This window comes from Actinomyces sp. Marseille-P3109 (genome assembly GCF_900323545.1).
GTDB lineage: Bacteria > Actinomycetota > Actinomycetes > Actinomycetales > Actinomycetaceae > Actinomyces.
Genome location: NZ_OOHN01000008.1, coordinates 2,905,123 through 2,930,328, shown reverse-complemented (window position 1 = coordinate 2,930,328; position 25,206 = coordinate 2,905,123). Strand labels below are relative to the sequence as shown.

At 67.9% G+C, this 25,206-nt stretch carries 19 protein-coding genes, 2 tRNA genes and 1 riboswitch; of the genes, 8 read left to right on the top strand and 13 right to left on the bottom strand.

Going from position 1 to position 25,206, the window contains the following annotated elements; all coding sequences use genetic code 11:
* Nucleotides 1-140 precede the first annotated feature (140 nt).
* The 4 genes from BQ8008_RS12595 to BQ8008_RS12580 form a co-directional block, all read right to left on the bottom strand.
* Nucleotides 141-213, bottom strand: a tRNA-Ala gene (locus BQ8008_RS12595).
* Between the two features lie 113 nt (nt 214-326).
* Nucleotides 327-1,973, bottom strand: coding sequence for a hypothetical protein (locus tag BQ8008_RS12590; RefSeq protein ID WP_108834301.1), 1,647 nt, complete (start codon nt 1,971-1,973; stop codon nt 327-329).
* Between the two features lie 207 nt (nt 1,974-2,180).
* Nucleotides 2,181-2,975 carry a GNAT family N-acetyltransferase gene (locus tag BQ8008_RS12585; RefSeq protein WP_234415410.1) on the bottom strand — a complete coding sequence of 265 codons (795 nt, stop codon included), beginning with the start codon at nt 2,973-2,975 and terminating at the stop codon, nt 2,181-2,183.
* Nucleotides 2,975-4,186, bottom strand: coding sequence for a molybdopterin molybdotransferase MoeA (locus BQ8008_RS12580; protein WP_108834299.1), 1,212 nt, complete (start codon nt 4,184-4,186; stop codon nt 2,975-2,977). Before BQ8008_RS12580 ends, BQ8008_RS12585 begins: the two co-directional genes overlap by 1 nt.
* 95 nt (nt 4,187-4,281) lie before the next feature.
* Between BQ8008_RS12580 and BQ8008_RS12575 the strand changes: the two genes are divergently transcribed.
* The 3 genes from BQ8008_RS12575 (at nt 4,282) to mscL (ending at nt 6,565) form a co-directional block, all read left to right on the top strand.
* Complete coding sequence (locus tag BQ8008_RS12575; protein ID WP_108834298.1) at nt 4,282-4,944, top strand: 5-formyltetrahydrofolate cyclo-ligase; 663 nt, start codon at nt 4,282-4,284, stop codon at nt 4,942-4,944.
* Nucleotides 4,945-5,056: 112 nt separating this feature from the next.
* On the top strand, nt 5,057-5,998 hold the full coding sequence (locus tag BQ8008_RS12570; RefSeq protein WP_108834296.1) for an SAF domain-containing protein: 942 nt from the start codon (nt 5,057-5,059) through the stop codon (nt 5,996-5,998).
* Nucleotides 5,999-6,103: 105 nt separating this feature from the next.
* Nucleotides 6,104-6,565: a large conductance mechanosensitive channel protein MscL gene (gene mscL / locus BQ8008_RS12565; protein WP_108834294.1), complete on the top strand. Its 462-nt coding sequence runs from the start codon at nt 6,104-6,106 to the stop codon at nt 6,563-6,565.
* Between the two features lie 129 nt (nt 6,566-6,694).
* On the opposite strand, the gene BQ8008_RS12560 is transcribed toward mscL, so the two are convergent.
* Nucleotides 6,695-6,850 (bottom strand): transcriptional regulator, encoded by a 156-nt coding sequence (locus tag BQ8008_RS12560; protein ID WP_234415409.1) that lies wholly within the window; start codon nt 6,848-6,850, stop codon nt 6,695-6,697.
* A 216-nt stretch (nt 6,851-7,066) separates the two neighbouring features.
* Nucleotides 7,067-11,095, bottom strand: a complete 4,029-nt coding sequence (locus BQ8008_RS12555) for a DNA helicase (RefSeq protein ID WP_234415408.1) — start codon at nt 11,093-11,095, stop codon at nt 7,067-7,069.
* 459 nt (nt 11,096-11,554) lie between these two features.
* Here BQ8008_RS12555 and BQ8008_RS14160 point away from each other — a divergent pair, with 459 nt between their 5' ends.
* Nucleotides 11,555-12,994, top strand: a complete 1,440-nt coding sequence (locus tag BQ8008_RS14160; RefSeq protein WP_442778228.1) for a replication initiator — start codon at nt 11,555-11,557, stop codon at nt 12,992-12,994.
* A 500-nt stretch (nt 12,995-13,494) separates the two neighbouring features.
* Here the strand turns inward: BQ8008_RS14160 and BQ8008_RS13390 are convergent, their stop codons facing one another.
* Complete coding sequence (locus tag BQ8008_RS13390) at nt 13,495-13,791, bottom strand: hypothetical protein (RefSeq protein WP_159086810.1); 297 nt, start codon at nt 13,789-13,791, stop codon at nt 13,495-13,497.
* A 417-nt stretch (nt 13,792-14,208) separates the two neighbouring features.
* Here BQ8008_RS13390 and BQ8008_RS12550 point away from each other — a divergent pair, with 417 nt between their 5' ends.
* The 4 genes from BQ8008_RS12550 to BQ8008_RS12535 all read left to right on the top strand — a co-directional run bounded on the left by BQ8008_RS12550 (nt 14,209) and on the right by BQ8008_RS12535 (nt 17,477).
* Nucleotides 14,209-14,646, top strand: a complete 438-nt coding sequence (locus BQ8008_RS12550) for a hypothetical protein (RefSeq protein ID WP_108834292.1) — start codon at nt 14,209-14,211, stop codon at nt 14,644-14,646.
* Nucleotides 14,647-14,924: 278 nt separating this feature from the next.
* The gene (locus BQ8008_RS12545) at nt 14,925-16,154 is read left to right on the top strand and encodes a type IV secretory system conjugative DNA transfer family protein (protein WP_159086809.1); all 1,230 of its coding nucleotides are present in this window, start codon (nt 14,925-14,927) and stop codon (nt 16,152-16,154) included.
* Nucleotides 16,155-16,188: 34 nt separating this feature from the next.
* On the top strand, nt 16,189-16,446 hold the full coding sequence (locus BQ8008_RS12540) for a hypothetical protein (protein WP_159086808.1): 258 nt from the start codon (nt 16,189-16,191) through the stop codon (nt 16,444-16,446).
* Nucleotides 16,447-16,556: 110 nt separating this feature from the next.
* On the top strand, nt 16,557-17,477 hold the full coding sequence (locus BQ8008_RS12535) for a tyrosine-type recombinase/integrase (RefSeq protein ID WP_159086807.1): 921 nt from the start codon (nt 16,557-16,559) through the stop codon (nt 17,475-17,477).
* A gap of 117 nt (nt 17,478-17,594) precedes the next feature.
* Here the strand turns inward: BQ8008_RS12535 and BQ8008_RS12530 are convergent.
* The 6 genes from BQ8008_RS12530 to BQ8008_RS12500 form a co-directional block, all read right to left on the bottom strand.
* Nucleotides 17,595-17,667, bottom strand: a tRNA-Arg gene (locus BQ8008_RS12530).
* 550 nt (nt 17,668-18,217) lie between these two features.
* Complete coding sequence (locus tag BQ8008_RS12525) at nt 18,218-19,153, bottom strand: universal stress protein (RefSeq protein WP_108834284.1); 936 nt, start codon at nt 19,151-19,153, stop codon at nt 18,218-18,220.
* Nucleotides 19,154-19,359: 206 nt separating this feature from the next.
* Nucleotides 19,360-20,193, bottom strand: coding sequence for a C40 family peptidase (locus tag BQ8008_RS12520; protein ID WP_108834282.1), 834 nt, complete (start codon nt 20,191-20,193; stop codon nt 19,360-19,362).
* A gap of 3 nt (nt 20,194-20,196) precedes the next feature.
* A riboswitch (cyclic di-AMP (ydaO/yuaA leader) is annotated at nt 20,197-20,359 on the bottom strand.
* Nucleotides 20,360-20,807: 448 nt separating this feature from the next.
* Complete coding sequence (locus tag BQ8008_RS12515) at nt 20,808-21,479, bottom strand: metal-dependent transcriptional regulator (RefSeq protein WP_108834280.1); 672 nt, start codon at nt 21,477-21,479, stop codon at nt 20,808-20,810.
* A gap of 194 nt (nt 21,480-21,673) precedes the next feature.
* Nucleotides 21,674-23,113 (bottom strand): MFS transporter, encoded by a 1,440-nt coding sequence (locus BQ8008_RS12510; RefSeq protein WP_234415407.1) that lies wholly within the window; start codon nt 23,111-23,113, stop codon nt 21,674-21,676.
* A 546-nt stretch (nt 23,114-23,659) separates the two neighbouring features.
* Nucleotides 23,660-25,153, bottom strand: a complete 1,494-nt coding sequence (locus BQ8008_RS12500; RefSeq protein WP_199908043.1) for an NCS2 family permease — start codon at nt 25,151-25,153, stop codon at nt 23,660-23,662.
* Nucleotides 25,154-25,206: the final 53 nt, after the last annotated feature.

Here is a 25,206-nt window from a genome sequence, read left to right as displayed (position 1 = left end):
AGAGAACGCCACCTACACACCCGACGAGACCACCGCCAGCATCCTCGCCCACACCAGCATCGATGCACCGGCCGAAGTCACCGCAGAAACAAAACTGCCCCTCCATCAGGCGGGGCAAGTTTCGATTTACTCATCTTACGTGGAGCTAGGGGGATTCGAACCCCCGACCTTCTCATTGCGAACGAGACGCGCTACCAACTGCGCCATAGCCCCAGGTGCGGGGTCGATCCTAGCATCGTCGCCGGTCGTCCTGGCAAGTTCGGTGGCGGTGAGCCCGCCCACCGCGCCGGAACCGCGCTACAACCGAGACGAGGACCACGCCCGCCCTACTCTCCGGCCGCGCGCCGCCCCTCGAGGATGGCGTCGAGGTCGATGGGGTGGAAGAGCTCCTCCTCATCATCCTCCACCGGAGCGGGGATGTAGGCACGGGCCGTCTGCGGGCGCGCGGGCACCGGGGCATAGGTGCCCGGATCGACCACCGGGTCGGCGTAGGAGCGCCGGGGCGCCCGGGCCGCCAACGTGTAGGTCGGTGCGGGCACGTGGACCGGCCGCCAGCCCTGGGGCGGAGTCGACGTCGTCGCTTCCTTGGCCACGTGATCCGCCTCGGCGGGGGCACTGGCCGCAGGAGTCTGCGGGCGGGTGGCCGGACGCGGCGGCTCGCTGGCGACCGGGGAGGAGACCGGGGCAGCAGCCTGCTGGGGACGCGCGGGAGCCTCGGGGGCCGACGTCGCAGCCTCCTGCGCCCGCGCCTCCTGCTCGATGGCGCTCGCCTCGGCGAAGAGCTCCCCCCAGCCGGTCAGGCGGCGTGAAGAGGTCGAGGTCGACAAGGAGGCGACGAAGTCCTTGGTGCCCGGCGAGCTCTCCTCGTCGCCGTCACGTGAGACCGCGTCACGCACGCCCATGGCCCGGGAGACCTTGCCGGCGTGGCGCGTGGGCACGTACACCGAGGCGCGGCGGGTCGCCTCGCGCTCGGCGACCACGGCCGCAGCCGTCTCCGCGTCGAGATCGGCATCGAGCTCGGCGAGGCGCTCCGCCTCGGAGTCTGCGACGCGGGGAGCATCGGCGGCGGACTCAACGGCCGGCGCAGTGGCGGAAGGAGCAGCCCCGGTGGCCGTCTCACCAACCGCCTCTGCAGTTTCCTCAGCGGTCGTCTCCCGGGTCGACGTCGCGGAGCGGGCAGCCGTCCTCTGCACCCCTTCGCGGGCGAGTCGCTCCAAGAACGGGTCCTGCGCGGAGACGGACTCATCTGCCGACGCGAGGGGAGAGGAGGCGCTGGCGCTGCTGGAGCTGGGGGCACCGCTGGTGGCGCTGCGCACGCCGTCGACGACGGAGCGGGGTGCGGCCACGACCGAGGCGGTCGAGCGACGACCGGTCAGAGTCACCAGGGTGTGCTCGAGCTCGGCGATCCGACGGCGCTCACGGCGGTCCGCCGCCGCGGAGGCCAGGGCGGCACGGCGCCCGGCCACCATGGAGACCCCCAGCAGGGCGGTGGGCAGCAGAGCGGGCCACCACGGCAGGGCCGTCACAAGGCCCAGCACCCAGGCGCCCAGGGAGATCCCGAGCAGGACGCTGGCGACGATCCCGCGGTGCGAGGCGGCGACCCGGCGGCGCTCGCGCCCCTGGGCGTGAACCTGACGGGCATGGTCGAGCTCGCGCTCGGTGCGCAGGGCACGCACATTCCTCACGGCGGGCCTGTTCATCACCCTCACCTCCGGTCGACGTCGAAAGAGCTCCGCATGCCCACTGCTCGCACAGGTGTCGTCACGCTCGACGGCGGCCGCGCCCGTGGCCAGGACGCGCAGCTCGGCCGAGTAGCGGTCCTGGACGTTGGAGCGCCGCGCCATCTCACGGCGCCCCACCAAATACGGAAAGAGGTACACGGAGAGAACCGTGATGAGGGCGATGACTGCCCAGATCTCGATTCCCACACTGCAACCGTAGGCGTGAGTGCCCTTGCCCCCGCGCAGGAACACTCCGGTTTTCCTGCGAAATACCTGGGATTCAAGATGTCACACCGCCAGTATTACACCTCTGTTATCACACGAGTCACACAAGTTTCTTCCGCCTCGACGATCACGCCTCGGCCCGCCGGTCAGCGGTCGGCCCGCACCCCCTCCAAGGCTCCCCGCGAGCGCACCTCCAGGCCCTCGCCCCCACCCTTGGTCGGGCCGTGAAAAACCTTAGCCGCTGGCGAGTCTCCGCTGGAAGGCGACACCATCGGGCCCGTGAGTCTCCTCGGCAAGGGCGGCGAAGGAGACGTGATCGGCCCAGGCTCCGTTGATGTGCATGTAGCCGCGCCGCAGCCCCTCCTCACGCAGCCCGAGCCCGCGGCACAGCGCCAGACTCCGCTCGTTCTCGGGGCGCACGTTGATCTCCACGCGGTGCAGCCCGACCGGTCCCAGGAGGTGGTCGAGGACCAGGGCGACTGACAGGCGCATGATTCCGCGCCCCTGCCAGGCCGAGCCGATCCAGTAGCCCACCTGGGCGCTGCGGGTGGCGCCCCAGGTGATCGGGTCGACGGCAACCTGCCCGGCGAAGGCGTTGTCGACCTCGACGACGAGTGGCATCGCCTCCCCCAGCCTCGCCCGCCGCGTCTGGCGGCGCACGAAGACCGGGAAGGCGCTCATCGCCTCTCCGCCGCCGGCCGGCAGAGTGGCCTCCCAGGGGGCGAGCCGATCGTTCTCCGTCAGTCGCAGCGTCCTCCAGGCCTCCTCATCGTCGACACGAAGCTCGCGCACCACGACGAACGGGCGGGCCGGACGAGTAGAACCGGTCGGCGCGCCGGGCCCCGGCCCTCCTCGGGGCGGTTCGGGCTCGAGGCGCACCGGCCAGGTGAAGCGCGACGCAGAGCCCGCCCCGAGCAGCAGGCCGGCAGCGGCACGCCGGACTCCTCCTCTCAGAGCGCCGCCCAGAGTCCTCGACTCCGGGGGTCGACCCTCGGCGTCGTCGTGCGGTTCCCGTCCCGTTTGCGGCATCAGCTGTCCAGGAGGAGGCAGTGGAGGGTGTCGCCGGCCACCACGGTGCTCGTGTCCTCAGGGACGACGGCGATGGCGTTGGCCTCGGACAGGCCGTGCAGCCGGACGGTGCCGGGCGGTGCCGTCGGCTCGGCGCGGTAGCCGCGGGTCGGCGAGCCGCTGACATGCACGGGGACGAACTCACGCTTGCCGATCGGTGAGTGCCAGCCCTCGGACATGGTGGCGGGCAGGCTGGAGCGGTGCAGGGAGGTGCGTCCGGCGATCTGGCGCAGGACCGGGCGCACGAAGGTCTCGAAGGCGATCTGGGCGCTGACCGGGTCGCCGGGCAGGCAGAAGATCGGAGTGCCCTCGACCGTTCCCACTCCCAGCTGGCGGCCCGGGGACATGGCAACGGCGTCGAACCGCACCGAGCCCAGGGGGGCGAGGACCTCCTTGACCGTGTCTCCCTGACCGACGCTCAGGCCCCCGGTGGTGATGAGGACGTCGGCGCGCACCAGCTGGTCCTCGATGGTCTCGGCCAGGGCGCGCAGCTCATCGGGGACTGCGGCCACGCGGAAGGCCTGACCGCCGGCATCGGTGACCGCGCAGGCCAGGGCGTGGCCGTTGGCGTCGAAGACGTCGCCGGCCTCGCGGGACTGGCCGGGCTCGACCAGCTCGTCGCCGATGGAGACCACGACGACGCGCGGGGCGGGATGCACGCGCACCCGGTGCAGCCCGAGGCCGGCCAGGAGGGCGACCTGCCGGGCGCTGACGCGCGAGCCCCGTTTGAGAACGGTGGTTCCGGACCTCACGTCCTCGGCGCGACGGCGTACGTTGTCGCCGGCCGCGACGGCGCGGTAGATACTGACCCGGGACTCGCCGCGGTCGGTGTCGGTCCAGGGGATGACGGCGTCGGCCCCCAACGGCATGGGAGCACCGGAGTCGATGAGGACGGCCGCGCCGGAGACGAGGTGGCAGGGGCGCATGTCGCCGGCGCGCACCGCGTCGACGACATCGAGCTCGAGCGGGTTGCTCTGTCCGGCCTCGGCGATGTCCCTGGCGATGACGGCATAGCCGTCCTGGCCGGCCAGATCCACGGCGGGCAGGTCGATTCCGGCGACGACGTCCTGGGCCAGGACGCATCCGACGGCGTCAGGAAGGACCACGTCGAGGGGCGCGGCCGCCTGGGCGATCTCCAGGCAGGCGGCCAGGTGTTCGGCCACTGTTCTCATGACACTCAGGCTACCGTCAGGTTTGCGACACACGGCGTGCCCCGCCGGGACGAACGTTTCAGATACGAGGCGTCCTCACCTGCAAGGATGTGCCTATGACGACCGGCGCGCTGGACCTTCCTGACACGAGCAGACTCGAGGTCGACGACGCCAAGGAAGAGCTGCGCAAGGTGCTGCGGTCCCACCGGCGAACCCATCACCACCACCCCTCCTCGGGGCACACGGCGGCCTGCGAGGCGCTGACCGAGCACGCCCTGGAGGCGGTGGCCGGTGCGGCGAGTGTGGCGACCTTCGTGTCGGTGGGGGCCGAGCCCTGCACCCGGCTGCTGCTGGAGAGACTTCACGAGACCGGCGTCAAGGTGCTGCTGCCGGTGCTCGGACCGCACCTGGCGCGCTGCTGGGGTCTGTTCCAAGGAAGTGAGGACCTGGCGGAACGGGCGCCCAGGCGCCCTCCAGAGCCCAGCGGCCCCGCGCTGCCGGCTGAGGCGGTGCGTCACGTCGACGCTCTCCTCATTCCGGCGCTCGCCGTGGACCGCGACGGCCGGCGGCTGGGCCAGGGAGGCGGCTGGTACGACCGAATGCTGCCACTGCGGGCACCGGGGACCCACACCTTCGCGATCATCCACCCCGAGGAGCTGGTGGCCGGGCCGCTTCCCGTGGAGGAGCACGATGAGCCCGTGGACGCGGTCATCACGGCTCAGGAGTGGTTCCTGCTGGCTGCCGGCTCGCCGGCGCACGCCCGGTCCCCGGAGGCCTGAGAGCAAGCCAGAAGCGCGCGCCCGGGGGCCACAGGTCCGCTGGTGCAGCGCCCGTCCACAGGCCTGACAGCCGGACCGCGCCGAGCGTTACCACTGCCCTGATCCTGGAGGCATGAGACTCCGCCACCGTCCATCCCGTCATGAATCCCGCCGGGCGTCCCACGGCTCGCCTCCCAGATCGCCCCGGTCATCCGGGTCCACCGTCCGGCCGTCGTCTCGCGGCAGCAGGCTTGCCACGCAGCGCCCCTCGCTCCTGTTGTGGCGTCATCGCCACCTGGTTGTGGCCGTATGCCTGGGAACCGCTGTCCTCGTGGCGCTCAGCGTGCTGCGTCCGGGGCCCGCACAGGGGCGGCAGGTGCTTGTCGCGGCTCAACCGGTCAGCGCCGGGGCGCTCATCACCGAGCAGGACGTCACGACGAGCAGTCTCCCTCCATCAGCGCTCCCCCGGTCCGGCCTGGCCTCCAAGGAGCAGGTCGTCGGGACCCGGGCGGCCATCGCCCTGGAGCCGGGCACCGTTATGACCACCTCGATGACCAGCGGAAACATGGCCCAACAGCTAGGACCTGACGAACGACTGGTCCAGGTGCCGGTCGACGTCGGAGCCGAGCTCGCTCGCCCCGGCGCCCGGGTCGACGTCATCGGGCAGGCGCAGGACGGAGCCTCGAACGGCGCACCGGGAACAGGCTCCGACGGACAGATGGAAGCACCCGCGCAAACCGGCCCGGAAAACAGTTCAACCATTGATGAGTCGGCTCATTCCACGCCTACGGCTTTACCTTCATCGTCACCGTCATCATCGAACCAGGAGTCACCAGGAATTCAGAAGCCTTCTCAAAGCCTTTCCCAAGGAATGCCTGTCGGGTCATTCGGACAACGCAGTACGGTGCTCTGCACCGGAGCGCGAGTCATCATGATTCAGGAGGTCGGGGAGGGTAGTCGGTGGACAGGAAACAAGAAAGTAACACTTATCACACTAGCCATTCCTGCCGGTAGCGCTATTCTGGTAGTTGGCGCGGCTACGAATAACACGCTCGGCATTGTGCTGAGCCCGTAATGCCGCTGCGGCGCCTTACACGGATGATAAGGCGCTTCACTTTTACTAGTCCCCGATGGCGCACCCATGGCAGACGCCTGCCCGCGCCGCTACGAAAGGATCGCCATGATCAAGGGATTCAAGGAGTTCATCGCGCAGGGCAACGCCCTCGAACTCGCCGTCGCCGTTATCATCGGTGCTGCCTTCAAGCCGATCGTTGATGCCATCACGAAGGTCATCATGACCATCATCGGGCAGCTCATTGGCCAGCCAAACTTCGACTCACTGGGAGCATTCTCCCTGTATGAGAAGGGCAGCTACACCTTCCACCTGGCCACCGCTCAGGAGCTTGCCGCCAACCCCGACGGCTACGTGATGCCCGGAACGATCGTCACCACGGTGATCAACTTCTTCCTCATCGCCGTCGCCGTCTACTTCGCCATTGTCATGCCGATGAACAAGGTCAAGGAGCGTATGGCCAAGCAGAAGGCCGAGGAGGAGGCCAAGGAGGTCACCGACGTCCAGCTGCTCACCGAGATCCGCGACCTGCTCTCCGCCGGCTCCGCCAACCGCTCCCCCAGGCAGTGAGTCCCGCAGCGATTCGATAGCCGCATATCTCAAGGCCCCGCCGATCCGCGTGATCGGCGGGGCCTTCCGCATTTCTCTTCTTGCAGCACCAAAGAATAATTGTCGGCATTCGCGCGCAGCTGCTCGATATCAGCCCCAGTGCGGGGGGACATCGCGTTTGAGGCGAGCGTCGTTGGAGCCGGCGCCACCGGTCTCGGGGGCATCGAGTCCTCCACCGATACCGCTGAGGGCATCGTGCTCGTAGTCGGCCCGGGCCAGATCCTCGGGGTTCTCGCCGCGGGACACACGTTCCTGGTCCCCGGGGGACAGGGCGACGACCCGACGACGACGACGGGCGCCTCTGCACCCAGGAGCTCCGTCATGGTGCGGCGCAGGTTCTACATCCGCAGTGGAGGCCCCGTCCACACCGCCTATCGCAGGCGCGCCGTGGGGAGCAGCATTGGCCACATCACTGGCAGTGTCACCGTCATGCACTGTGTTGCTCGGGATCACTCGGGCGGCTCAGCGGGTGCGTCGCACGGCGTTGGCCAGGACGGCGTCGATGCCCGAACCGCGGCGGCGCAGGGCCAGGGCCGACCTCAGCTCCTCGACCTCCCGGGCCTCGGAGCGGCCCACGCCGTCGGAGCGGATCCAGGCCATGAGGTCGTCGAGCTGGTCATCGGAGTAGGCCTGCAGCGGCAGCCCCTGGGCAATGCGGGGGCGTTCGGTGCGCTCATGCACCTCGCCAGGATCGGGTTCAGACGCCTCGGGGACGGCACGCGCCGAGTCGTCGACGCGGTCCGGCACGGCCTCCATCGGCGGAGCAACGTCGCCCTGGCGCTCCACGAGGACGGCCAGAACAAGCTCCTCGACAGCCTTGGCCTCGGCCTCCGGATCCACGAACACCCCGGCGGAGAAGGCCATGTGGACGCGCCAGCCGCGCCGCTCGAGGCGCTCAACGCGGTGCCGGTCACGCCGGCGCAGGCTGGGCTCGGAGATGTAGTCGACGTCGTCGGTCAGAACCGCCACCAGTAGCTCGTCGGGGTAGTCGGGGTGGCCGATGGCCAGCGGGATCCGCACACCGCCGTCGGTCCCGTAGCGGGGGACGACGGACAGACCCTTGCGCCACAGGTGTTCGGCCAGGTCCACCAGGAGGCGGTCTGGCACCTTGCCGGCGGAGTTGCCGGTCTGGGAAGCGTCCTCGGCGCGGGCCAGGACCTCGCGTAGCAGGCGCGCCCCGGGGGCGCGCAGGCGGTCGCGGTCGATGTCGCCGGCGGCCAGGCAGGAGACCACCTGGGTGCTGCCTCGCGAGGCGCACAGGGCCTCGACGAGCCCCACCATGCCGCTGTGGTCGGAGACAGGGCCGAAGTTGTGAATGGTGCGCCCGTGCGGGGTCTTGGCGTAGCCCACCGAGATGATGATGTGGTCGCGTCGCAGCGCGCGCGCCTCGGCCAGCTCGACGACGGTAAAGGGCTCAGCCGCGCCTGGGGCGAAGAACGCCTCCAGGGCCGGCGCGCCGGCCGACGCCCGGGCAATGGCCGAGCGCAGGGCGTCGCCGTGCAGGCGGTTGAGGGCGATGACGGCCAGGGACTCCTCGGGCCGGGTCAGGGCCCGGTCGATGACCATGTCGACGACGCGGGAGACCTCCGCCTCCACGGTCTCGACCGCGGTCTGCCCGGGCGCCGGCATCCCCCGTCCGTCCACGAGCTCCAGGGACAGGTGGGCCTCCCCCGGCGGGGAGGGGACGGCCTCGACGACGCCCTCGTAGCCGTTGGCCGCCAGGAAGGAAGCGATTCCGGCGTCCAGGCTGTTGCGGGCAGTCGGCAGAGTGCGGGCGGGCAGGAGCGGGCCGAGCTCGGCGGCCAGGCCCGTCGTCGCACGCCGGGAGTCGCCGACGACGAGCACCTGCTCGGCGCGCACGAAGGCGGGCAGCACCTGCGGGACCGGCATGGGTGTAGAGGCGTCCAGGACGGCCAGGTCCACCACCGCCGTGGGCGAGAAGATCTGGGGCACGAGCGTGGGCGGAACGATCCAGATCGGCCGGGCCAGCAGGGCCATGGGGTGGGCGTCGATGATCTCCCGCAGCGGGACGCCGTCCTCGCGGGCCAGCGCGATGTACAGGGCACGGGCGTCGGCCTTGTCCTGCTCGACGGCGGCGCGCACCCGGCGAGCACAGGCCTGGGCCACGGGGCCGGACAGGGAGCGGGTGTGGGCGGCGTCGAGCTCGCGCAGCGAGACGGCCATGTGGGACAGGGCCCGCGCGTCGAGGCCGCCGAGGTCGGGGTCGGCGGCGAGGGTCTGGGCCAGCAGGGAGGACCACCAGCAGTAGGTGAGCTCGGGCTCGAGCTGCTCGTCCTCGATGCTCCGGGCGGCCATGTCCGCCACGAAGTCGCTCAGCCCCATCTCCTCGAGGTCGGTGCGGATGCGGTTGACCTCGGGGAGCTTCTGGGCGGTGAGGTCGTCCGCGGCCAGGGAGCGGGCGAGCTCCAGGAGGTCCTCCAGGGGCATATCCATGAGCACCGGTGAGTCCTGGGCGCGTCCCAGGAGCGGCTGGACCTCGGCGACGGCGCCTCGGGCCCGGCCGGCGGTGCGCCGCATCTCGTCCAGGCCCTGGGGCAGACGGGGCCAGCCGCCGTCGGGGTCGTGGCGGCGCCACACCTCGCGGCGGCGCTGGACCTTGACCAGCTCGGCGTGCAGGTCGTCGACGACGCGGCCCGGGCGCACAAGATCGTTGGCCTGACGCGTGAAGCGACGGCGCCTCGAGCCGTCCATGTGGATGCCCCGCTCGTCGCGCCAGCGCTTGGAGGCGGTGGCGATGACCATGTCGGCGGCGGAGCGCTCGAAGACCTCGGGCAGGAAGACGTCCAGGGACTCGCGTACGCCGTCGAACATGTCGAGCTGCTCGATCCACTGGCCGAGGTTGCGGGCCCGGCTGAGGCCCGTGGTGCGGGCGACCGTGGCCGCGTGCTCCTGGATGGAGGGCAGCAGGTCGTTGGCCAGGGCGCGCAGGTGGACGAGCGCGTCGGTGGCCTCGTCCATGTCCTCCACCGGGATTCCGTTCCAGGCGCTGGAGGAGACCTCCGGGGTGAACAGCCCCAGGGCGTGCCCGCGGTGCAGGAGGGTGAGGGCCCGGTCCATGCCGTCCTCGTCGAGGTGACCCAGGTGCTCGGCGGCGATACGGGCCCGGGTGGTGGCGCGGTCACGGCGGCTGGTGAGCTCGGCGAGCTTCTGGAGGGCCTCGTAGGCGGAGACCGACCAGGGCTCGCGGGATCGGTGCAGGGCCCGCACGTAGCGGTCCAGACGCGAGCGGACAGTGGTGAGCCGGTCTCGCAGGGAGATGATCTCGGCGACGTCGAGCTGGGGCGGCTGGACGCCCAGGCTCTCGCGGATGCCCTCGGAGGCGTGCTGGCGCCAGGCGGCGTCCTCGGTGAGGTCCAGGACCATGGAGCCCAGGCCCGCCTCACGCAGGGCCGCCGCGACGGCGTGCCCGTCGGCACTGGTGGCGGGCACGTGCAGCGCGGTGCGACCGGAGGCGGCGGCGTCGGCGAAGACGGCGGCCAGGGTGCCGGCGACGTCGGAGCCGGGGGGTGCGTCGATGAGGAAGCTCGCTCCGGAGCCCACCGCCTCGATGACATCGAGCTGGGCGGGCTCCATGTCTCCCACACCGCGCTCGGCGCCGGGGACCCGATCGGTGGGCACCGGCGAGGGCAGCTCGATGCGCAGGGCGTCGCGGGCGTCCTCGTCGCCGGCAATGGCCGCGACCAGGGCGGAGGTGCGCGAGCGCTCCAGGACGGCGTCGAAGTCCTCCACCAGGGCCTGTCCGGGGTGGACGAAGGCTCCGACGACGAGCCGCTCGTGGATCTCGAAGCCGGGCAGGTACTGGCGTCCCAGGGCGCCGATGCGGGCCAGGGCCGAGCGCGGCGTGAATCCTGCGGAGGACAGGGCGGCGCGGGCGATGTCACCGATATCGGTGGTGCACTGATAGCGGCGCAGGGCGCGGGTGAGGACCGGGTTGACCTCGATCGTGGGGTCGAGGGTGAGGGTGGCGTCCGCGGTGGCGCTGGTCAGGCGCACGGGGCGCAGCAGGACGGGGGCGTTGACGGTGCGCACACGCGGGCCCGAGGGCAGTTCGGGGACGGTCAGGCCGGCGGCGGCCAGGGCGTTGCGGGCGGCGTGCTCGGCGGCGATGCGCTCGACGTGCGGGATCTGGGCGGTGAGGTCCGCGGCCTCCGTCGAGGTGCCATCGGTCAGGTGGACGGCGCCGTCGTCCTCTCCGTCCTCAGGGACCGTCTCGTTCCAGGTGGCCACCCCGATGGCCAGGTAGACCGGGGCGACGCCGAACTGGCGGGCGAGGATGTCGGTGCGGACGGAGACCTCCCGCAGGGACTGGCGGGCCTCGCCCAGGGCGTTGCGCTCGCGCACGATGCTGGACAGGTGGGTGGGGCGGCCGGCGTAGAGCTGAGCCAAGCCGGAGGGGTGCGCGGCGGTGAGGTCGACGACGCCGTCGAGCAGGGTGATGTCGTCCAGGCTCGCGACACCCCCCAGGTCCACCAGCTGGCTGCGCCAGGAGGACAGGGCGGGCGCACGGGGGCGGACTGGGCCGGCGGCTCGGGGGCCGGCTCTGGCGTGGCCGGCGCCGCGGCCAGGGCCCCCAGGTCGGCGGCGAAACGCCGTCGGCTGGCGGTTTGATCCGATCCGCCTGAGGCTCCGGCTCCCTTGCGCTCGTCCTCCCGGAGGGCAGCATCGCGCCGCTTGCGGCCGAAGGAGAAGAACGAAGGCGTCATACGCTCAAGATATAGGCCCATTGGCCCTTGGGTGTGGAGACGCACCGGGGCGTGGCCGGCCCGTGGGCCAGCACCGGCCGACAGCGAGCCCACCGTCGACCAACGTCTACCGAGGCCGGCCGGATTCCACCGGAGATATCCGACGACGGCAGGAACTGGTCGTGTCCGCGCCCTCGATTGGATTCGAACCAACGACACCCGCTTTAGGAGTTCGGGCGCAGTATACATGACGTCTGTGTCAGCGACCGGTTCGGAAGCGCATATGAACCTTCTTCGGGCGCTGATGGCCAGGGATCTCTCGGAGGCTGATCGTCTGACTGGCCCGGTGCTGAAGGAGATGGTTAGAGCGAGGCTAGAGGGTGATACTGATCTCGCCGCGCAGGACGAGGCCTTGCTTGCGCGTCTGCCGTGTCGGCACCCCGTCCCGATGCGCTACGACGACGAGGCATCGGGACGGTCTGGCGTCGTTGGTATCCGTTGTGGGTCACGTTCGGTGCTGTCGTGTCCGTCTTGCGCACGTCTGTATAGAGGCGACGTCAGAGCTGTCGTGTACAGCGGCCTTCGGGCTCGGGTTGATGCCGGTGAGAGGTTCGTGCTGTTGACTCTGACCGCGCCTTCGTTCGGGGAGGTCCACCGGGTGCCGAAGTCGCCGACCCCGGGTGCTCCGCCGCGGTGCAAGTGCGGTCGGCGCCACCGTCATGACTCGCCTTTACGTGGCGTCCCTATTGACCTCGCCTCATACGACTACAGCGGCGCGGTCGACTTCAACGGATGTGCTCCGCGTCTTTTCACGCGCACCACGGACGCACTGTCGGACTGGCTGGCCCGGGTGACGGGCACCTCTTCGGCTCGGTTGTCGTATGTTCGGGTCGCAGAATGGCAGAGTCGCGGTTTGATCCATTTCCATGTCTTGATCTCGCTGCCGCCGTCGGTGTCTGAGGTCGATCTCGGCGTTACCGGGGCGGACCGGCGGTTCCTCTGGTCCGAGCCTGGCTCTCAGCGCGCGTCGACTCTGGAGAGGATTTGCGCAGACGTGTCCACCTCCTCTCCGTCGGGCCGGACTCTGCGATGGGGTACTCAGCTCCGCGCCGACGTGATTGGCTCGAAGCAGCAGGCTTATAGAGCCTCAGGTTATATGTCGAAGGTCATCAATTACGTTCTCAAGGACGTAGTTGCTGCCGGCACTGATGGCGATGACGAGGAGATGCCATGCACCCCGTCACCTGATGAGATTGCCCGGCGCAGTCACATTCGACGGATGACTCAGGCTGCACATGCCTGGCGGTGCGGTCGTCCTGGCGGTGGAGCGGATGGTGCTCGTCATCGCCGATGCTGCGAGGCACACAACTCGCGGTTGCAGCGCTCCTATCGGTGTCGTGGCGGCGGACACCGCTCATTCGGTTGGCACGGAAGGGTTTTCAGTACGTCGCGGGACTGGAGCCCTGATCGTTTGAGTCTCACGCGTTGCCGTCGGCGTAGACAGGACTACTGCTCACGGGCTCGAGGCTCCGTATTAGGCGACAGTGTTATGTGGCGGCACGCATCGGCCACGTCCTGGTCGCGGGACGCGCGACGTATCCGCGGTGAGATCGAGCGCGATCCTGGTACCGCGTTGGCTTGGGCTCCTCCGGACCCCGGGTCACGCATCATGCTCGACGGCGGGTGAGTGCGATAACTGTTGCGGCCTCGGTGGCGACCAGAGTTGCTTAGAGAATGGTGACTCCGGCAGGCGGCACCTTGATGGCTTCCTGGCTGGTGATTTCCGCACTGTTGGGGTCGGATCATCCGGCCATGGATGACCGGCAGCGCGACGATGTCGGCTGTCGTTGAGGATGGCGGTGAGCGTCTCGCCGCTAACACTGGCTGCTGCGCGATTCTGTCCTGGTCACGCGCGTGCGCTCGGGCTCGCTTCATCAGGCCCGCCTACCCTCCGGCCCGCGGCGGTGCCTCATCATCGCTGCGCTGGTGCTGATGTGGTGTAGGGGCGGTATCTCGTGGCGTGCCGGGTTTCTCGGTGTGATGTTGCGGTTCTTTCGATCCGTGTCCCGCACTTCGCGACGCAGGGCACAAGCACGTTAGTGGGTGGGCGGCGCGCGACGCGAGGAGCGCGCCGCCCACCGGGGCCGCCGAAGGCGGCCCCCTTGATCCTGTAGAGAGAAGTTACGGTCAATCCAATTCTTTGGCGTCTTTCCGCCATTTTTGCACCGTTACCACTGGTCGCCCAGCCGCCGCCGCCGTCCTCCTCACACTCACGCCCGCATCTAGCGCTGCGTTGATGAGTGCTCGCTGCGTTTCCGTGAGGGTGGTCTGAGCAGTCGCCAGCGCCTTCAGAGCTTCGACGACCTGCCGGTCAGGCTGGTCAGGTCGAGTCTCCCCATCAGCTAGCGCCCTGGCGGCGGCGATCGCCCCCGCGGCCATCGCCTCACAGCTGGCTCGACATCTCTCGCGCTGCTGGTCATCCATGACCGCGATGCTACCGAACCGCTAGATGTGTCAAACATCACATTTTGACTAGGGTGACTACCTTTCGCCGCCCATCACGCGGCACTCACCAGCTTCGGCACAGCCAGATTCGTCGCGATAGCGCTTCGTCGGCAACTTTCCTGCGCCTAGACGCCGCCCGAGATTTGAGGCACAGCAAGACCTTCAGGCCTCCAGTGCGATAGGTACCGTACCGGTTATACACATAATCGGTCTGCAGATTATGCGCACGCACGATTGAACACGTCCGTTAGGCGACTGGGCGCCCCAACCGATGTTCCGCATCATCTCGGCATTGACGGCCATCAGAATGGTGGTTACTGTCGATTACGACGAGCGTCGCCACACATCCAACCGAACGTCTGTTCGTATCGGTTACTGTACATTAAGGAGTTCATCATGCTTGACCTGTCTGACGTTGAGTACGACTCGGCCCAGTTCTCTGACGTCATTTTTGCCGGCATGGGCAAGGACCTGACCGCAGAGGAAGCCAGGCCGCGCATGCGGCAGGACGGTACGCCGCAGCTCACCAAGCACGGCGACCCAACGTACGCGACCGGCGTGGTCGGCCCGAGTCGTTGGGGCGGGCCTGACACTGGCACCACGATCTCGGTTATCGAGCGAGGCAACTATGAGTTCGGCCATTTTTATAGGATGGATGGCCGCGTGTGGGTCAAGCAATACGCCGTGACCTCGTTCGGCGATCGCGCTGAGACGCGCCAGGCCATTACCTGCGACAGGCTCGTAGAGGTTCCGAACCCTGCGACGTCCGCACCCTCGAAGCCGAAGGTTGAGCTCCTCGAAGATGAGTCCGCAGGCGAGAAGGGCGGTCGCTGATGCGTACCGCAGCAGATTTTGATCAGCCTGATGCCGGGCGGCGCCGCGTCCGTCGTCGTGGCCCGATGCTCCGCCGGTGGGAGCGCCAACTAACGGTAGCTATAGCAACCACAGTCACCGCCATCCTCACGGCACTCTCTGTCTGGGGGTTCATCGCTGCGGAGCGGAATCGGTGGACGTTCGCTCTCATTGCGGTGGTTGTCGTCATGGTGTGCGCGTTTGCGTCGTGGCTGGCTTGGCACCGTGTGCCCATTCGCACCACTCTCCGCCCTGGTGAGATGCCGTGGTCCAGCCGAACGGCCATCTTCGCGTACTGGAGGCGCGATGATGTCGATCGCGTCCTACGGAATCTGCGGGAGCTGCGTTGGATCTCGGCGTGCTCTGCTGCCGGTCTGGAGCGCCGAGTTCGCCATCATGCGCTGGTCGGCGACGACATCGTCGAGGACCTCTACGTTCCCGAAGTCACGGCAATTCGTCGTGTGCCCCGCGGCCTGGAGGTGACTATTCGCTCGCTGCCGAGCATGTCTCCTGCTGAGACGGCCAAAGCCGCCGAGCGACTGGGGTCCGCGTTGGGCGCATCAGTCACGGCGGAGTCATCTCCCGATGACGCTGCCGGAGTGATCCTCACTGTCGTCGTGGGTCCGGATCCGCTCGCTGAGGTTCGAAAGTATCCGGTTGCTGATGCGGCCAGTGCTCCAGCGGGGTCAGCGCTGGTGGGGATCACCGAGGCCGGCGAGCAGTGGACGATCCCGATCATTGGCGGTCACACCCTAATCGTCGGCATGACTGGCGCCGGAAAGGGCAGCGTACTAGGTGGTATCGCCGTAGGGATGACTCCCCAGATTCAAGCGCGTCGCATCAAAATGTATGGCATTGACCTCAAAGGCGGAGTTGAGCAGGAAGCCTACAAACAGATCTTCGAAAAACGGGCACGCACCTACGCGGAGGCGGCTGATTTGCTTGCCGAGATCAATGCTCTGCTCGATGACCGCCTGGAGCTGATGCGTTGTGACGGAGTGAGGGATGCCGAACTCTGCCCGGCCTATCCGGGGATCGTGGTGATGATCGATGAGGCGGCTATGCTCACATACGCGGCGGATTCCACAAAGGAAGAGAAGAGCGTTGACAAGAACCTGCGTGCGATTCTGACTCGAGGTCGTGCCGCATCGATCTCTGTCGTTGCCGCGCTTCAGGACCCAAGAAAAGAGGCACTGCGATCTCGTGATCTTTTCACGTCACGTATCATCATGCAAGTCAGTGGAAAATCTGACTCGCTTATGGTGCTTGATCGCGACGAGTGGGAGGACGGGATTCAGCCCGAAAAAAAGTTGAAAGGAATGCCCGGAGCAGCATATGCCATCACGGTGGTGGAGCGTGACGGAGAGCCGACCAAATGTGATCGCAATCGCGTGAGAGCTTTCTGGGTAGATGATGCCACGCTCAATGGACTGCCGCCAGCACCAGGAGACAGGAATGATGAAGAGAACCCGGCGCTTGTCGTCGACTGAGGTCAGGAAGCATGCCGCCACCCTCCCCGGGGGCGTGTCCAACTTCGTGGCTGCGCAGCTCCGCCTCAGGGCAAGTGCTGTGCGCGACGAGGCCCTGCGCGCCGCCGACATCGCTGCCGAGATCGAGCTCCAGCTCATGCAGGACAAGGTCTGCACTGACGAGCGCGATGCAGTGGCTGACGAGATGGAGCACGAAAGAGTGTATGCCCAGTACTGTGACGAACTTTCTGAGCAGATTCTTTTCGTTGCAGAGAATGTCCACACTTTCATCCCAGAAAGCACAGACGAATGACGGTCGCAAAAGCTGGCAGTAAATGGCGCGCTTACATCTACGACGGCGGAACTGCGATCGCTACGCGAACATTCGACAGTCCAGTTGATGCGCGCGCGTGGGAGCGACGCATGAAACGTCAGCTAGCAGCGGGAATTGACGTCGTCGGTGCGGTGAAAAAGGTCCAGGAGTGGCTGCCGCTTTTCCTGGAGCACCGCCGCGAGGTTGTTGCTGCGTCGACGCTGCAACGAGACGAAGGAGTATGCGCGTCACTGCCCGCGTGGTTGCGCGCCCATCGGGTCTGCGACGTCAATCCTCAAGTGATTTCTCGTCTGATCAAGTCAATCAATGGCAGTCCGGGCACAAAACAGCGGGCGCTGATTACAGTTGCTGCCTTTTTCTCGTGGCTCGAGGGACTTGCTGTCGTCGACCGCAACCCCGTCCGGGGTATCAGGATCCCGAGAACCAATGCGATCGGGGCAGCGACTAACCCGTTCTCGTGGCGGGAGGTCGAGACGATTGCACCAGAAGGCCCATACGGGGACGTGATTATCGTGCTGGCCTACACGGGCCTGCGGTGGGGTGAGCTCAGGGCCCTGCGTGCCCGTGACGTCGTGATCGACGACGATGGCATCGCCACCGCGCTGCGTGTGAGGCGAAGCGCCAGTGACGGATTCCCGGAGAAGGCACCCAAGAGCGGGAAGGTCCGGAAGGTTCCGCTCATGCAGCGCCCTGCGCTCATCATCAGCCGGCGCCTGCGTGGCCTGAAACCAGACGACCTTGTGTTTACCTCCCCGCGGGGTGGTCCGCTCAACCGCAGCAACATGAGACGCTCGGTGCGGTGGGACGAGATCAGCGGCGGCCGTCGATTCCATGATCTTCGCCACACAGCAGCATGCGAGTGGCTGCGCAAGGGCGTCGACGTGGCGACCGTCAGCGCCTGGCTGGGTCACGCCTCCGTCACCACCACAGGAGCATACCTGCACCTAGTGAGCACTGACGAGGAGCGCCGACTGGTCACCATGCTGGACGAACGCAGCGCAAAACCCTGAGATTCCAAGCGAAAACCAGCGTCCACATACGTATGGCACACGTAATCTGATGTGAAGGGAGGGAGCGCCAGGACCGGGTGAGGTGCTGACGCCCGCGATGACGCGGAAAAGTGTCAGTGCCCTCGATTGGATTCGAACCAACGACACCCGCTTTAGGAGAGCGGTGCTCTATCCCCTGAGCTACGAGGGCCTGGGCGGAAGACTACCAGCGGAATGGCCTGCGCATGACCAGCCGGGCGCCGGGGTGGCGCCGTTGTCGTGTCCCCTCACGTGGGTGGGTCGGGGTGCGAGACCTGACCGACGCTCGATTCCACTGCCGGGGCGTCGGCAGATCAGAGCCCTCCCCCGGAGGACCAGAACGATGAGTGTGATCCGCCTCTGCCGCCCGCTCCGGCGGGGATCCTGGCAGGCCTCGTCCCGGATGCGGTGGCGCGCTGATCGCGGCGCCCGGGCCCCCCACTCCTGTTTCAGATGCCATGACACCCGAAACTCTCAGAAGCCATGAGACAACAGAACTGAGGCGGCAGTAGCGAGAGGTCCGGTAGCGCCGCACTGACACGGACCCCCGGCCTCACACGGTTCGCACCGCACCAGCGCTGCATCACGCCCGTATCAGCGGGACTGCCGTGCCGACCGTTGTGAGATCGGTCGGCACGGCAGTATCCCCGTTCAGTTGCGCGCGCTCCGGGCAGCCGCCTCGCTCACGGCGGAACGGGCGCGAGTCGCCCTACGAAGCGGCCTCAGGCCCGGCCCCAGGGCGTTGAGGTGCGCGAGGCGCGCTTCTCCTTGAGGTGGCGCGAAGGCACGACCAGCACAGGGCACGAGGCGTGGGAAAGGACGGCCTGACTGGTGGAGCCCAGCAGAAGACCGGAGAAGCCTCCGCGTCCGCGTGAACCGACGACGATGAGGTCCACGGCGGTGGAGAACTCGGACAGGAGCTCGGCCGGGTTGCCGTCCAGGGCATGCCGACGCACGGTGACGTTCTCGTGCCCCTCGAGGGCCTCATTGATGGCGCGGTCCAGGCCGGAGCGGACGTCGGCCAGGACCTGCTCACGGTCGACGGCGGCCGGCAGCCAGGCGAGCGCACCCGCTCCGGAGGCCATCGGCACGGCGGCGATGGCGGTGAGCTCAGCGCCCCAAGCCTCCGCCTCCGTCACGGCCCACTTGAGGGCCTTGCGGGCCGAGGAGGACCCGTCCACGCCGACGACGATGCGGCGCACCGGCGTGTACTCGGCGCCCTCTGTGCGCTGAGGCACGACGACGGCCGGGCAGTGGCTGTGCGCAGGCAGGGCGGAGGAGACGGTTCCCAGAAGACGGTCCGTGAAGCCGCCGCCTCCACGGGTGCCGACGACAGCCAGCGTTGCCTCCTCGGAGAGGTCAACGAGAACGCCGGCCGGATCTCCGGTCTCCAGGGAGGAGGTCACGGCGACCCCGGACTTCTTGACGCGTTCGACGGCTTCGTCGATGACGGCCTGGGCGCCCGACCTGACGGCCGAGTCATCGAGTGCCGCGTAGCCGCCGTCGAGAGAGGCAGTCGTGAAGGAGGGCAAGGAGTAGGCACACAGGATGTGGACGCGCCAGCCCTGGCGCTCGGCACGCGCAACAGCCCAGTCCACTGCTGCCAGGGACTCGGGTGAACCATCGACTCCGACGAGGATGACGTTGCCATCGGTCATGGGATCTGCCCTTTCTCGAGATGCGGTCTGCGACCCTAGGAACATTCTGCCTCGAAAAGGGGTGTGGGGACCACCACATGACAAGATTGCGTCCGCTTTCCTCGAGAGGGCCTGAACCAGGATCCCACCTCGATCGGTCCGGAACACCGTGAGGGGTGGGTGCCTCATGGCACCCACCCCTCACGAGAGGATTTCAGCGTCTGGGATCAGCCGACGCGGACGAAGCTCGGGGAGCCCCACAGGTCGCGGTAGACCACACCGGTGGACTCGTTACCGGCGTCGATGACCTTGCCGTCACCGGCGTAGATGCCGACGTGGCCGGGCCAGGTGACCAGGTCGCCGGGCTGGGCCTCGGCAGCGGACACCGGGGTGCCGGCCGCGGCCTGGGCGCCGGAGGTACGGGGCAGGTTGATGCCGACCTGGGCGTACACGTAGGAGGTGAAGCCGGAGCAGTCGAAGGCGCTGGGGCCGGAGGCGCCCCACACGTAGGGGGCACCCACGTACTGCATTGCGATGGCCACGACGGACGAGTTGGAGCTGGCGGCCGCCGGAGCGGAGGCCTGGGTCGTCTGGGTGTCCGCGGTGGCGGCGTCGGTACCCTGATCCGCAGCGGGTGCCGCGCTGTAGTCGGCGCTCTGCTCGGTCTGGGCCTGCGCCTGATCCTGGGCCTGCGCCTCGGCAGCGGGCGCCTCAGGGGCGGCGGGAGCCTCCGGAGCGGCAGGGGCCACGGCCTCGACCTGCGGGGCGGCCTCGGTGACCCAGGTGGCCTGAGCGATGGTGACCTGCTGCCGTGCGGCCAGCGCCTCACGGGCATTGGCGGCGAGGACGCCAACACCGGGGGTCACACCGGAAGCCTCGATGGTCCCGGAGGAGGTGACCTCGGCCCGGCCAGCAGCGCTGGCACCCGAGGCGATCATGGTCAGGGCAAGACCGGACGATGCGGCGACTGCCAGACCCCGGCGCGCGGTGGGAGCAAAGTCATCCAGTGGGGTAAGAGCTCGGGTGGCTTTGCGGTGACGTGCGATGGTGCGTGAGGACATGAATGCTTTCTCCTGTTGAGCCGACGAGGTGAGCTGTCGGGTTCGGACTGGAGACGCCCGGCCCGCGGATGCGGGCTTCACCCCAAGGTCGCTCGGGCTCTCCGCCTGGGCGACCGGTAGTTGGTTCCCCCGTTCCTGCCACTTGAGTTGTTGGTTCCACTTGCCTCAGACCGAGTGGCAGGACTAAGCCCCGATCCGAGACGCCACCGAGACGGTTGTCTGCGGCAACGACCTGAACGCTACATGACAGACCGCCGCTTCGTCACGGCAAGGTGTCGCACACTGTTGTGAGCCGAGACACTATGGATCGATTTTCGGTTTCCTCCACGCGGCTCCAGGGACCTCGGTCCGCGACGACAGGCGGAACTAATGAGGAAAATGGCGCCATTTCACGGAAAAACAACACCGACTTATCGAAGTCGTCATGATTGCCTCTTCATTCAGACCTCGTGAGTACCACAGTGAGAGAGCCCTCTCGAGAGTGAAGCGGATCACAAGTAGACGCCCCGCGTTCCAGAACACGGAACACGAGACGCCGACCACAACCCCTTTGCCTGCACAGGTTATTTTCAGGTTATTCCAGGGCTTCTGACAGGGGTGTCGTTCGGCGTCGATCAGCGCCGCACGAAGAGGTGCCGGGCGACGTCGTCGGGCAGAACGACGGGATCGCCGGACGCTCCGACAAGACGCACCCCACCGGCGCTCGTACGCAGCTCCACCTGCGCTCCGGCCATGATCCCCGCATCCTCGAGGGTGGTGATGAGCTCGGTGTCCGCCTGGACTGGTTCTCCGATACGACTGATGACGGCCGTGGTGGTCTCACGGCTGGCAAGACGGTCCGTGCTGACCTCATTGGCGGAGGGGCGGGGGTGCTCGGCGGTCTGCGGTGGAATGGGATTACCGAAGGGGTCGGTGGAGACGTCGTCGAGGATGACGGCGAGGCGCTCCTCGACCTGCTCACTCATGACGTGCTCCCAGCGGCAGGCCTCCTGGTGGACGAGGCGACGGTCCATACCGATGACGTCCAACAGCAGCCTTTCGGCAAGCCGATGCTTACGGATCACCTCGGTGGCCCGCCTGCGGCCCTCATCAGTGAGCTCGAGGGAGCGGTCGTCAGCGACCTTGATGAGGCCGTCGCGCTCCATGCGCGCCACCGTCTGTGAGACCGTGGGCCCCGAGTGGTCGAGACGCTCGACGATGCGGGCGCGCAGCGGGGGAACGCCGTCCTCCTCAAGCTCGTAGACGGTCTTGAGGTACATCTCGGTGGTGTCGATCAGCTCGCTCATGAGGTGGGCTCCTGCTTGAGGTGGATTACCGCGGCGGCCCGGGCCCCGGTCAGAGGGCCCAACCGCCGGACTGCGCTCTTTGCAAGGATAATCGGTGTTCTGCGATGTCCGGCAACATTGTCTGAAAGCACACCGATTCTCGGCTGGGGACGACTCCCCAGTGCCACGGAGATGCGCGACGGGTAGCGTGCGTATTACTCCTCCGGCTCAGCCGGTCGGCAGTCGGTCGGCAGTCGGTCGGCGTCGTCGGCTTCCTCGGGCCCATCCGGATCACCTGGGCGACGCTCGTCCGGACTCGGTCCGTTCGCGGTGCCGTCGGTCCGGCCCGGCGCCTCTAGAGCCTGCGGTGACGACTTCGCCGAGGCTCTGAGGTAGGGGCGGGTCGAGGAGTAGTGCAGGGACAGGTTCCAGTGCCTGTAGCTCCAGGCGGCGGCGACCAGGGCGGCGAGGACAGCGCTCAGGCCGCCGACCGCGATGGAGGTGCGTGGCCCCCAGGCGTCGGCGACCCAGCCGATGAGCGGGGCGCCCACCGGCGTCGAGCCCAGGAAGAACATCATGTAGATGCTCAGGACCCTGCCGCGCATGGTCGGCTCGGTGGTCATCTGCACGGTCTGGTTGGCACTGGTCAGGAGCGTGAGCACGCACAGGCCCACCGGGACCGTCATGACCGTGAAGGTCAGGTAAGTGGGCATGACGGCCAGCAGGAGGGAGAAGACTCCCAGCGCGAAGGCCGCGACGACGACGGTGCGCAGGCGGGGGTTGCGGCGTCGGGCCGCCCACAGGGCGCCGGACAGGGACCCGACGGCGAAGACCGAGGAGACGGTGCCGTAGGCCTCGGACTCCAGGTGGAAGACGCTGCGCACGGTTGCGGCCATGGTGACTTGGAAGTTGAGGGTGAGCATGGAGACGACCGCGACCACGGCAATGATGACGATGAGGTCGATGCGGCTGCGCAGGTAGGCCAGGCCCTCTCGGAGCTGCCCCGAGGTGCGCTGGGCGCGGGGCATGTCCACCAGCTCGCCGACACGCATGGCGGCCAGGGCCGCTGCCGGGAAGAGGAAGGTGGCGGCGTTGACGGCGAAGACCCAGCCGGCGCCCACCCAGGTGATGACGACGCCGGCGAGCGCCGGTCCCAGGAGCCGGGCGGCGTTGAAGGAGGCGGAGTTGAGGCCGACGGCGTTGGACAGGTGCTCGGCGGGCACCATCCGGGCCACGAAGGTCTGGCGGGCCGGGGCGTCGTAGGCGGCGGCCAGGCCTCCGAGGAAGGCGGCCAGGTAGACGTGCCAGAGGCGGGCGGTTCCGGCCAGGACGTCGATGGCGACGACGGCGGAGACCAGTCCCATGGCGCTCTGGGTGAGGATGAGGAACTTGCGCTGGTCGACCCGGTCGGCGACGAGGCCGGCGTGGGCGGACAGCAGGAGCATGGGGAGGAACTGCAGGGCCGTGGTCAGGCCGGTGGCGGAGGCGGAGTCGTTGGTGAGGATGCGCAGTACCAGCCAGTCCTGGGCCACGCGCTGCATCCAGGTCCCGGTGTTGGCCACGAGGGCGGACAGGAACCAGATCCGGTAGTTGTGGAACCTCAGGGAGGCGAAGATGCCGCTGCTGGGCTTGCGTGCTGAAGTCGTGCGGGTCATGTCCTGGGCGTTGAAGGCGTGGAGGAGGTGGCGACGAGCGTCGGGGGTAGCGCCGGAAGGTGCTGCGCAGGCGACGGACGCCCCGTCTGAAAAGAGTAGTCCCATGCCGGCACCGGGAACTTTTCGGCTCCGGCGGACGACTACCTGGGTACGACTCGCCCCGAACGAGTCGTGGGAGAACATCACGGGCAATACGGACGGCGGCCACGAGGCACGCAGGGTCGACGCGACGCCACCGGAACCACCAGGCACCGCCTGGCCTCGCTGTGCGACTTCGCGATGAACGTCGGCTCTTCTGGATAGCAGCGGGCTGCTAACCCCGATCCTGTCGTTCTTCGCGGCGCTCGCGCTCGCAGCGGGCCAGGGTGACCGGGCTGCGCCGTCGGAACCATCCGTTCACGAGTCGCCCGGGCGCGTACGGATCTGGTCATGGTGCTGGCCCGGCAGGAGGAGACGGCCCTGAGCGACTCATAGCCCGCGGGCCCGCCCGGCGACCGCGGAGTCAAGAACGGTCCGACGACGATCGGAGGACGCCGTCGGCCCTTGTCAGGAGACGCCGAGGATCGCCTTGATCGGAGCGAGGGTGAAGTAGATGACGAACATCGCGCAGGCCGCCCACATGAGCGGGTGGATCCTGCGGGCCCGCCCCTGGGCCACCTCGATGACCAGGTAGGCGACGAAGCCGGCCCCGATGCCGTTGGTGATCGAGTAGGAGAAGGGCATCATGATGATGGTCAGGAAGGCCGGCAGGGCGATCTCCGGGGACCCCCAGTCAATCTCGGTCACCTGCATCATCATGAGGAACCCGACCACCACGAGTGCCGGGGTAGCCGCCTCGTAAGGGACTATCTTGACCAGCGGGGCGAAGAACATGGACAGAGCGAACATGCAGCCGGTGACCACCGAGGCCAGGCCCGTGCGCGCCCCCTCCCCCACACCTGCGGCGGACTCCACGTAGGAGGTGTTCGAGGAGACCCCGCCCATACCGCCGGCGATGGCGGCCAGGGAGTCGACGACGAGGATCTCGCGGGTCTTGGGCGGGTTGCCGTGCTCGTCGAGCAGGTCGCCCTCGGCACCGATGGCGACCATGGTGCCCATCGTGTCGAAGAAGTCGGCCAGCAGCAGGGAGAAGACCAGGAGGATCACCGAGATGATCCCGACCTTGTGGACGCTGCCCAGCAGACTGAACTGGCCCAGCGTCGACAGACTCGGCAGGTCCACCGGGAAACCGATCAGGTGCGGCTCGGACAGGGACCAGCCGGTGAGGTTGAGGGGACCCTTCTCCGGGTCGTCGTTGAAGGGGCCCAGGTGGGCGAAGGCGTCGATGACGATGGCCATGACCGTGGCCGAGGCGATGCCGATGAGGATGGCTCCGCGAACCTTGCGCACGTAGAGCACCACCATGAGAAAGAGGCCGAAGAGGAAGACGATGACCGGCCAGCCCTGAAGGGAGCCGCCCAGGCCCAGCTCCAGGGGGGTGCCGCCGCGGCGCACCATCTTGGCGTCCACCAGGCCGATGAGCGCGATGAACAGCCCGATGCCCACGGAGATCGCGGTCTTGAGCTGGTCGGGGACCGCCTTGAAGACGGCCTCGCGGAAGCCGGTGAGCACCAGGACGAGGATGATGACGCCCTCGATGACGATGAGGCCCATGGCGTCGGCGTAGGTCATGCCCTGGGTGCCCACGAGGGTGTAGGCGACCATCGCGTTGATGCCCAGCCCCGCGGCCAGGGCCATCGGGTAGTTGGCGACAACGCCCATGAGGATCGTCATGATCGCGGCGACGAAGGCGGTGCCGGCGGCGAGCTGGGCCTCGGTTCCCGGAGGACTCGCCTTGGACAGGATGGCCGGGTTGAGGACGAGGATGTAGCTCATCGAGAAGAAGGTGACGATGCCTCCACGGACCTCACGGGAGATGGTCGAACCGCGTTCGGTGATGTGGAAGTACCGGTCCAGCCAGGATGAGGTGCTGGGAGAGGACGAAGACGATGAGGACTTCGTGGGAGTAGGTGTGCTCACGGCGGCATTCTTCCAGATCATCACGCGCTGAGCGAAACCGGCTGATACCAGCAACTTCCTTCACCGGTAAGGCC

Bases quoted from the DNA above. Each gene is read 5' to 3' on its own strand.
- BQ8008_RS12585 (WP_234415410.1), bottom strand. From the start codon at position 2,975: ATGCCGCAAACGGGACGGGAACCGCACGACGACGCCGAGGGTCGACCC.
- BQ8008_RS12580 (WP_108834299.1), bottom strand. From the start codon at position 4,186: ATGAGAACAGTGGCCGAACACCTGGCCGCCTGCCTGGAGATCGCCCAG.
- BQ8008_RS12575 (WP_108834298.1), top strand. From the start codon at position 4,282: ATGACGACCGGCGCGCTGGACCTTCCTGACACGAGCAGACTCGAGGTC.
- BQ8008_RS12570 (WP_108834296.1), top strand. From the start codon at position 5,057: ATGAGACTCCGCCACCGTCCATCCCGTCATGAATCCCGCCGGGCGTCC.
- mscL (WP_108834294.1), top strand. From the start codon at position 6,104: ATGATCAAGGGATTCAAGGAGTTCATCGCGCAGGGCAACGCCCTCGAA.
- BQ8008_RS14160 (WP_442778228.1), top strand. From the start codon at position 11,555: ATGACGTCTGTGTCAGCGACCGGTTCGGAAGCGCATATGAACCTTCTT.
- BQ8008_RS13390 (WP_159086810.1), bottom strand. From the start codon at position 13,791: ATGGATGACCAGCAGCGCGAGAGATGTCGAGCCAGCTGTGAGGCGATG.
- BQ8008_RS12550 (WP_108834292.1), top strand. From the start codon at position 14,209: ATGCTTGACCTGTCTGACGTTGAGTACGACTCGGCCCAGTTCTCTGAC.
- BQ8008_RS12545 (WP_159086809.1), top strand. From the start codon at position 14,925: ATGCCGTGGTCCAGCCGAACGGCCATCTTCGCGTACTGGAGGCGCGAT.
- BQ8008_RS12535 (WP_159086807.1), top strand. From the start codon at position 16,557: ATGAAACGTCAGCTAGCAGCGGGAATTGACGTCGTCGGTGCGGTGAAA.
- BQ8008_RS12525 (WP_108834284.1), bottom strand. From the start codon at position 19,153: ATGACCGATGGCAACGTCATCCTCGTCGGAGTCGATGGTTCACCCGAG.
- BQ8008_RS12520 (WP_108834282.1), bottom strand. From the start codon at position 20,193: ATGTCCTCACGCACCATCGCACGTCACCGCAAAGCCACCCGAGCTCTT.
- BQ8008_RS12515 (WP_108834280.1), bottom strand. From the start codon at position 21,479: ATGAGCGAGCTGATCGACACCACCGAGATGTACCTCAAGACCGTCTAC.
- BQ8008_RS12510 (WP_234415407.1), bottom strand. From the start codon at position 23,113: ATGACCCGCACGACTTCAGCACGCAAGCCCAGCAGCGGCATCTTCGCC.
- BQ8008_RS12500 (WP_199908043.1), bottom strand. From the start codon at position 25,153: ATGATCTGGAAGAATGCCGCCGTGAGCACACCTACTCCCACGAAGTCC.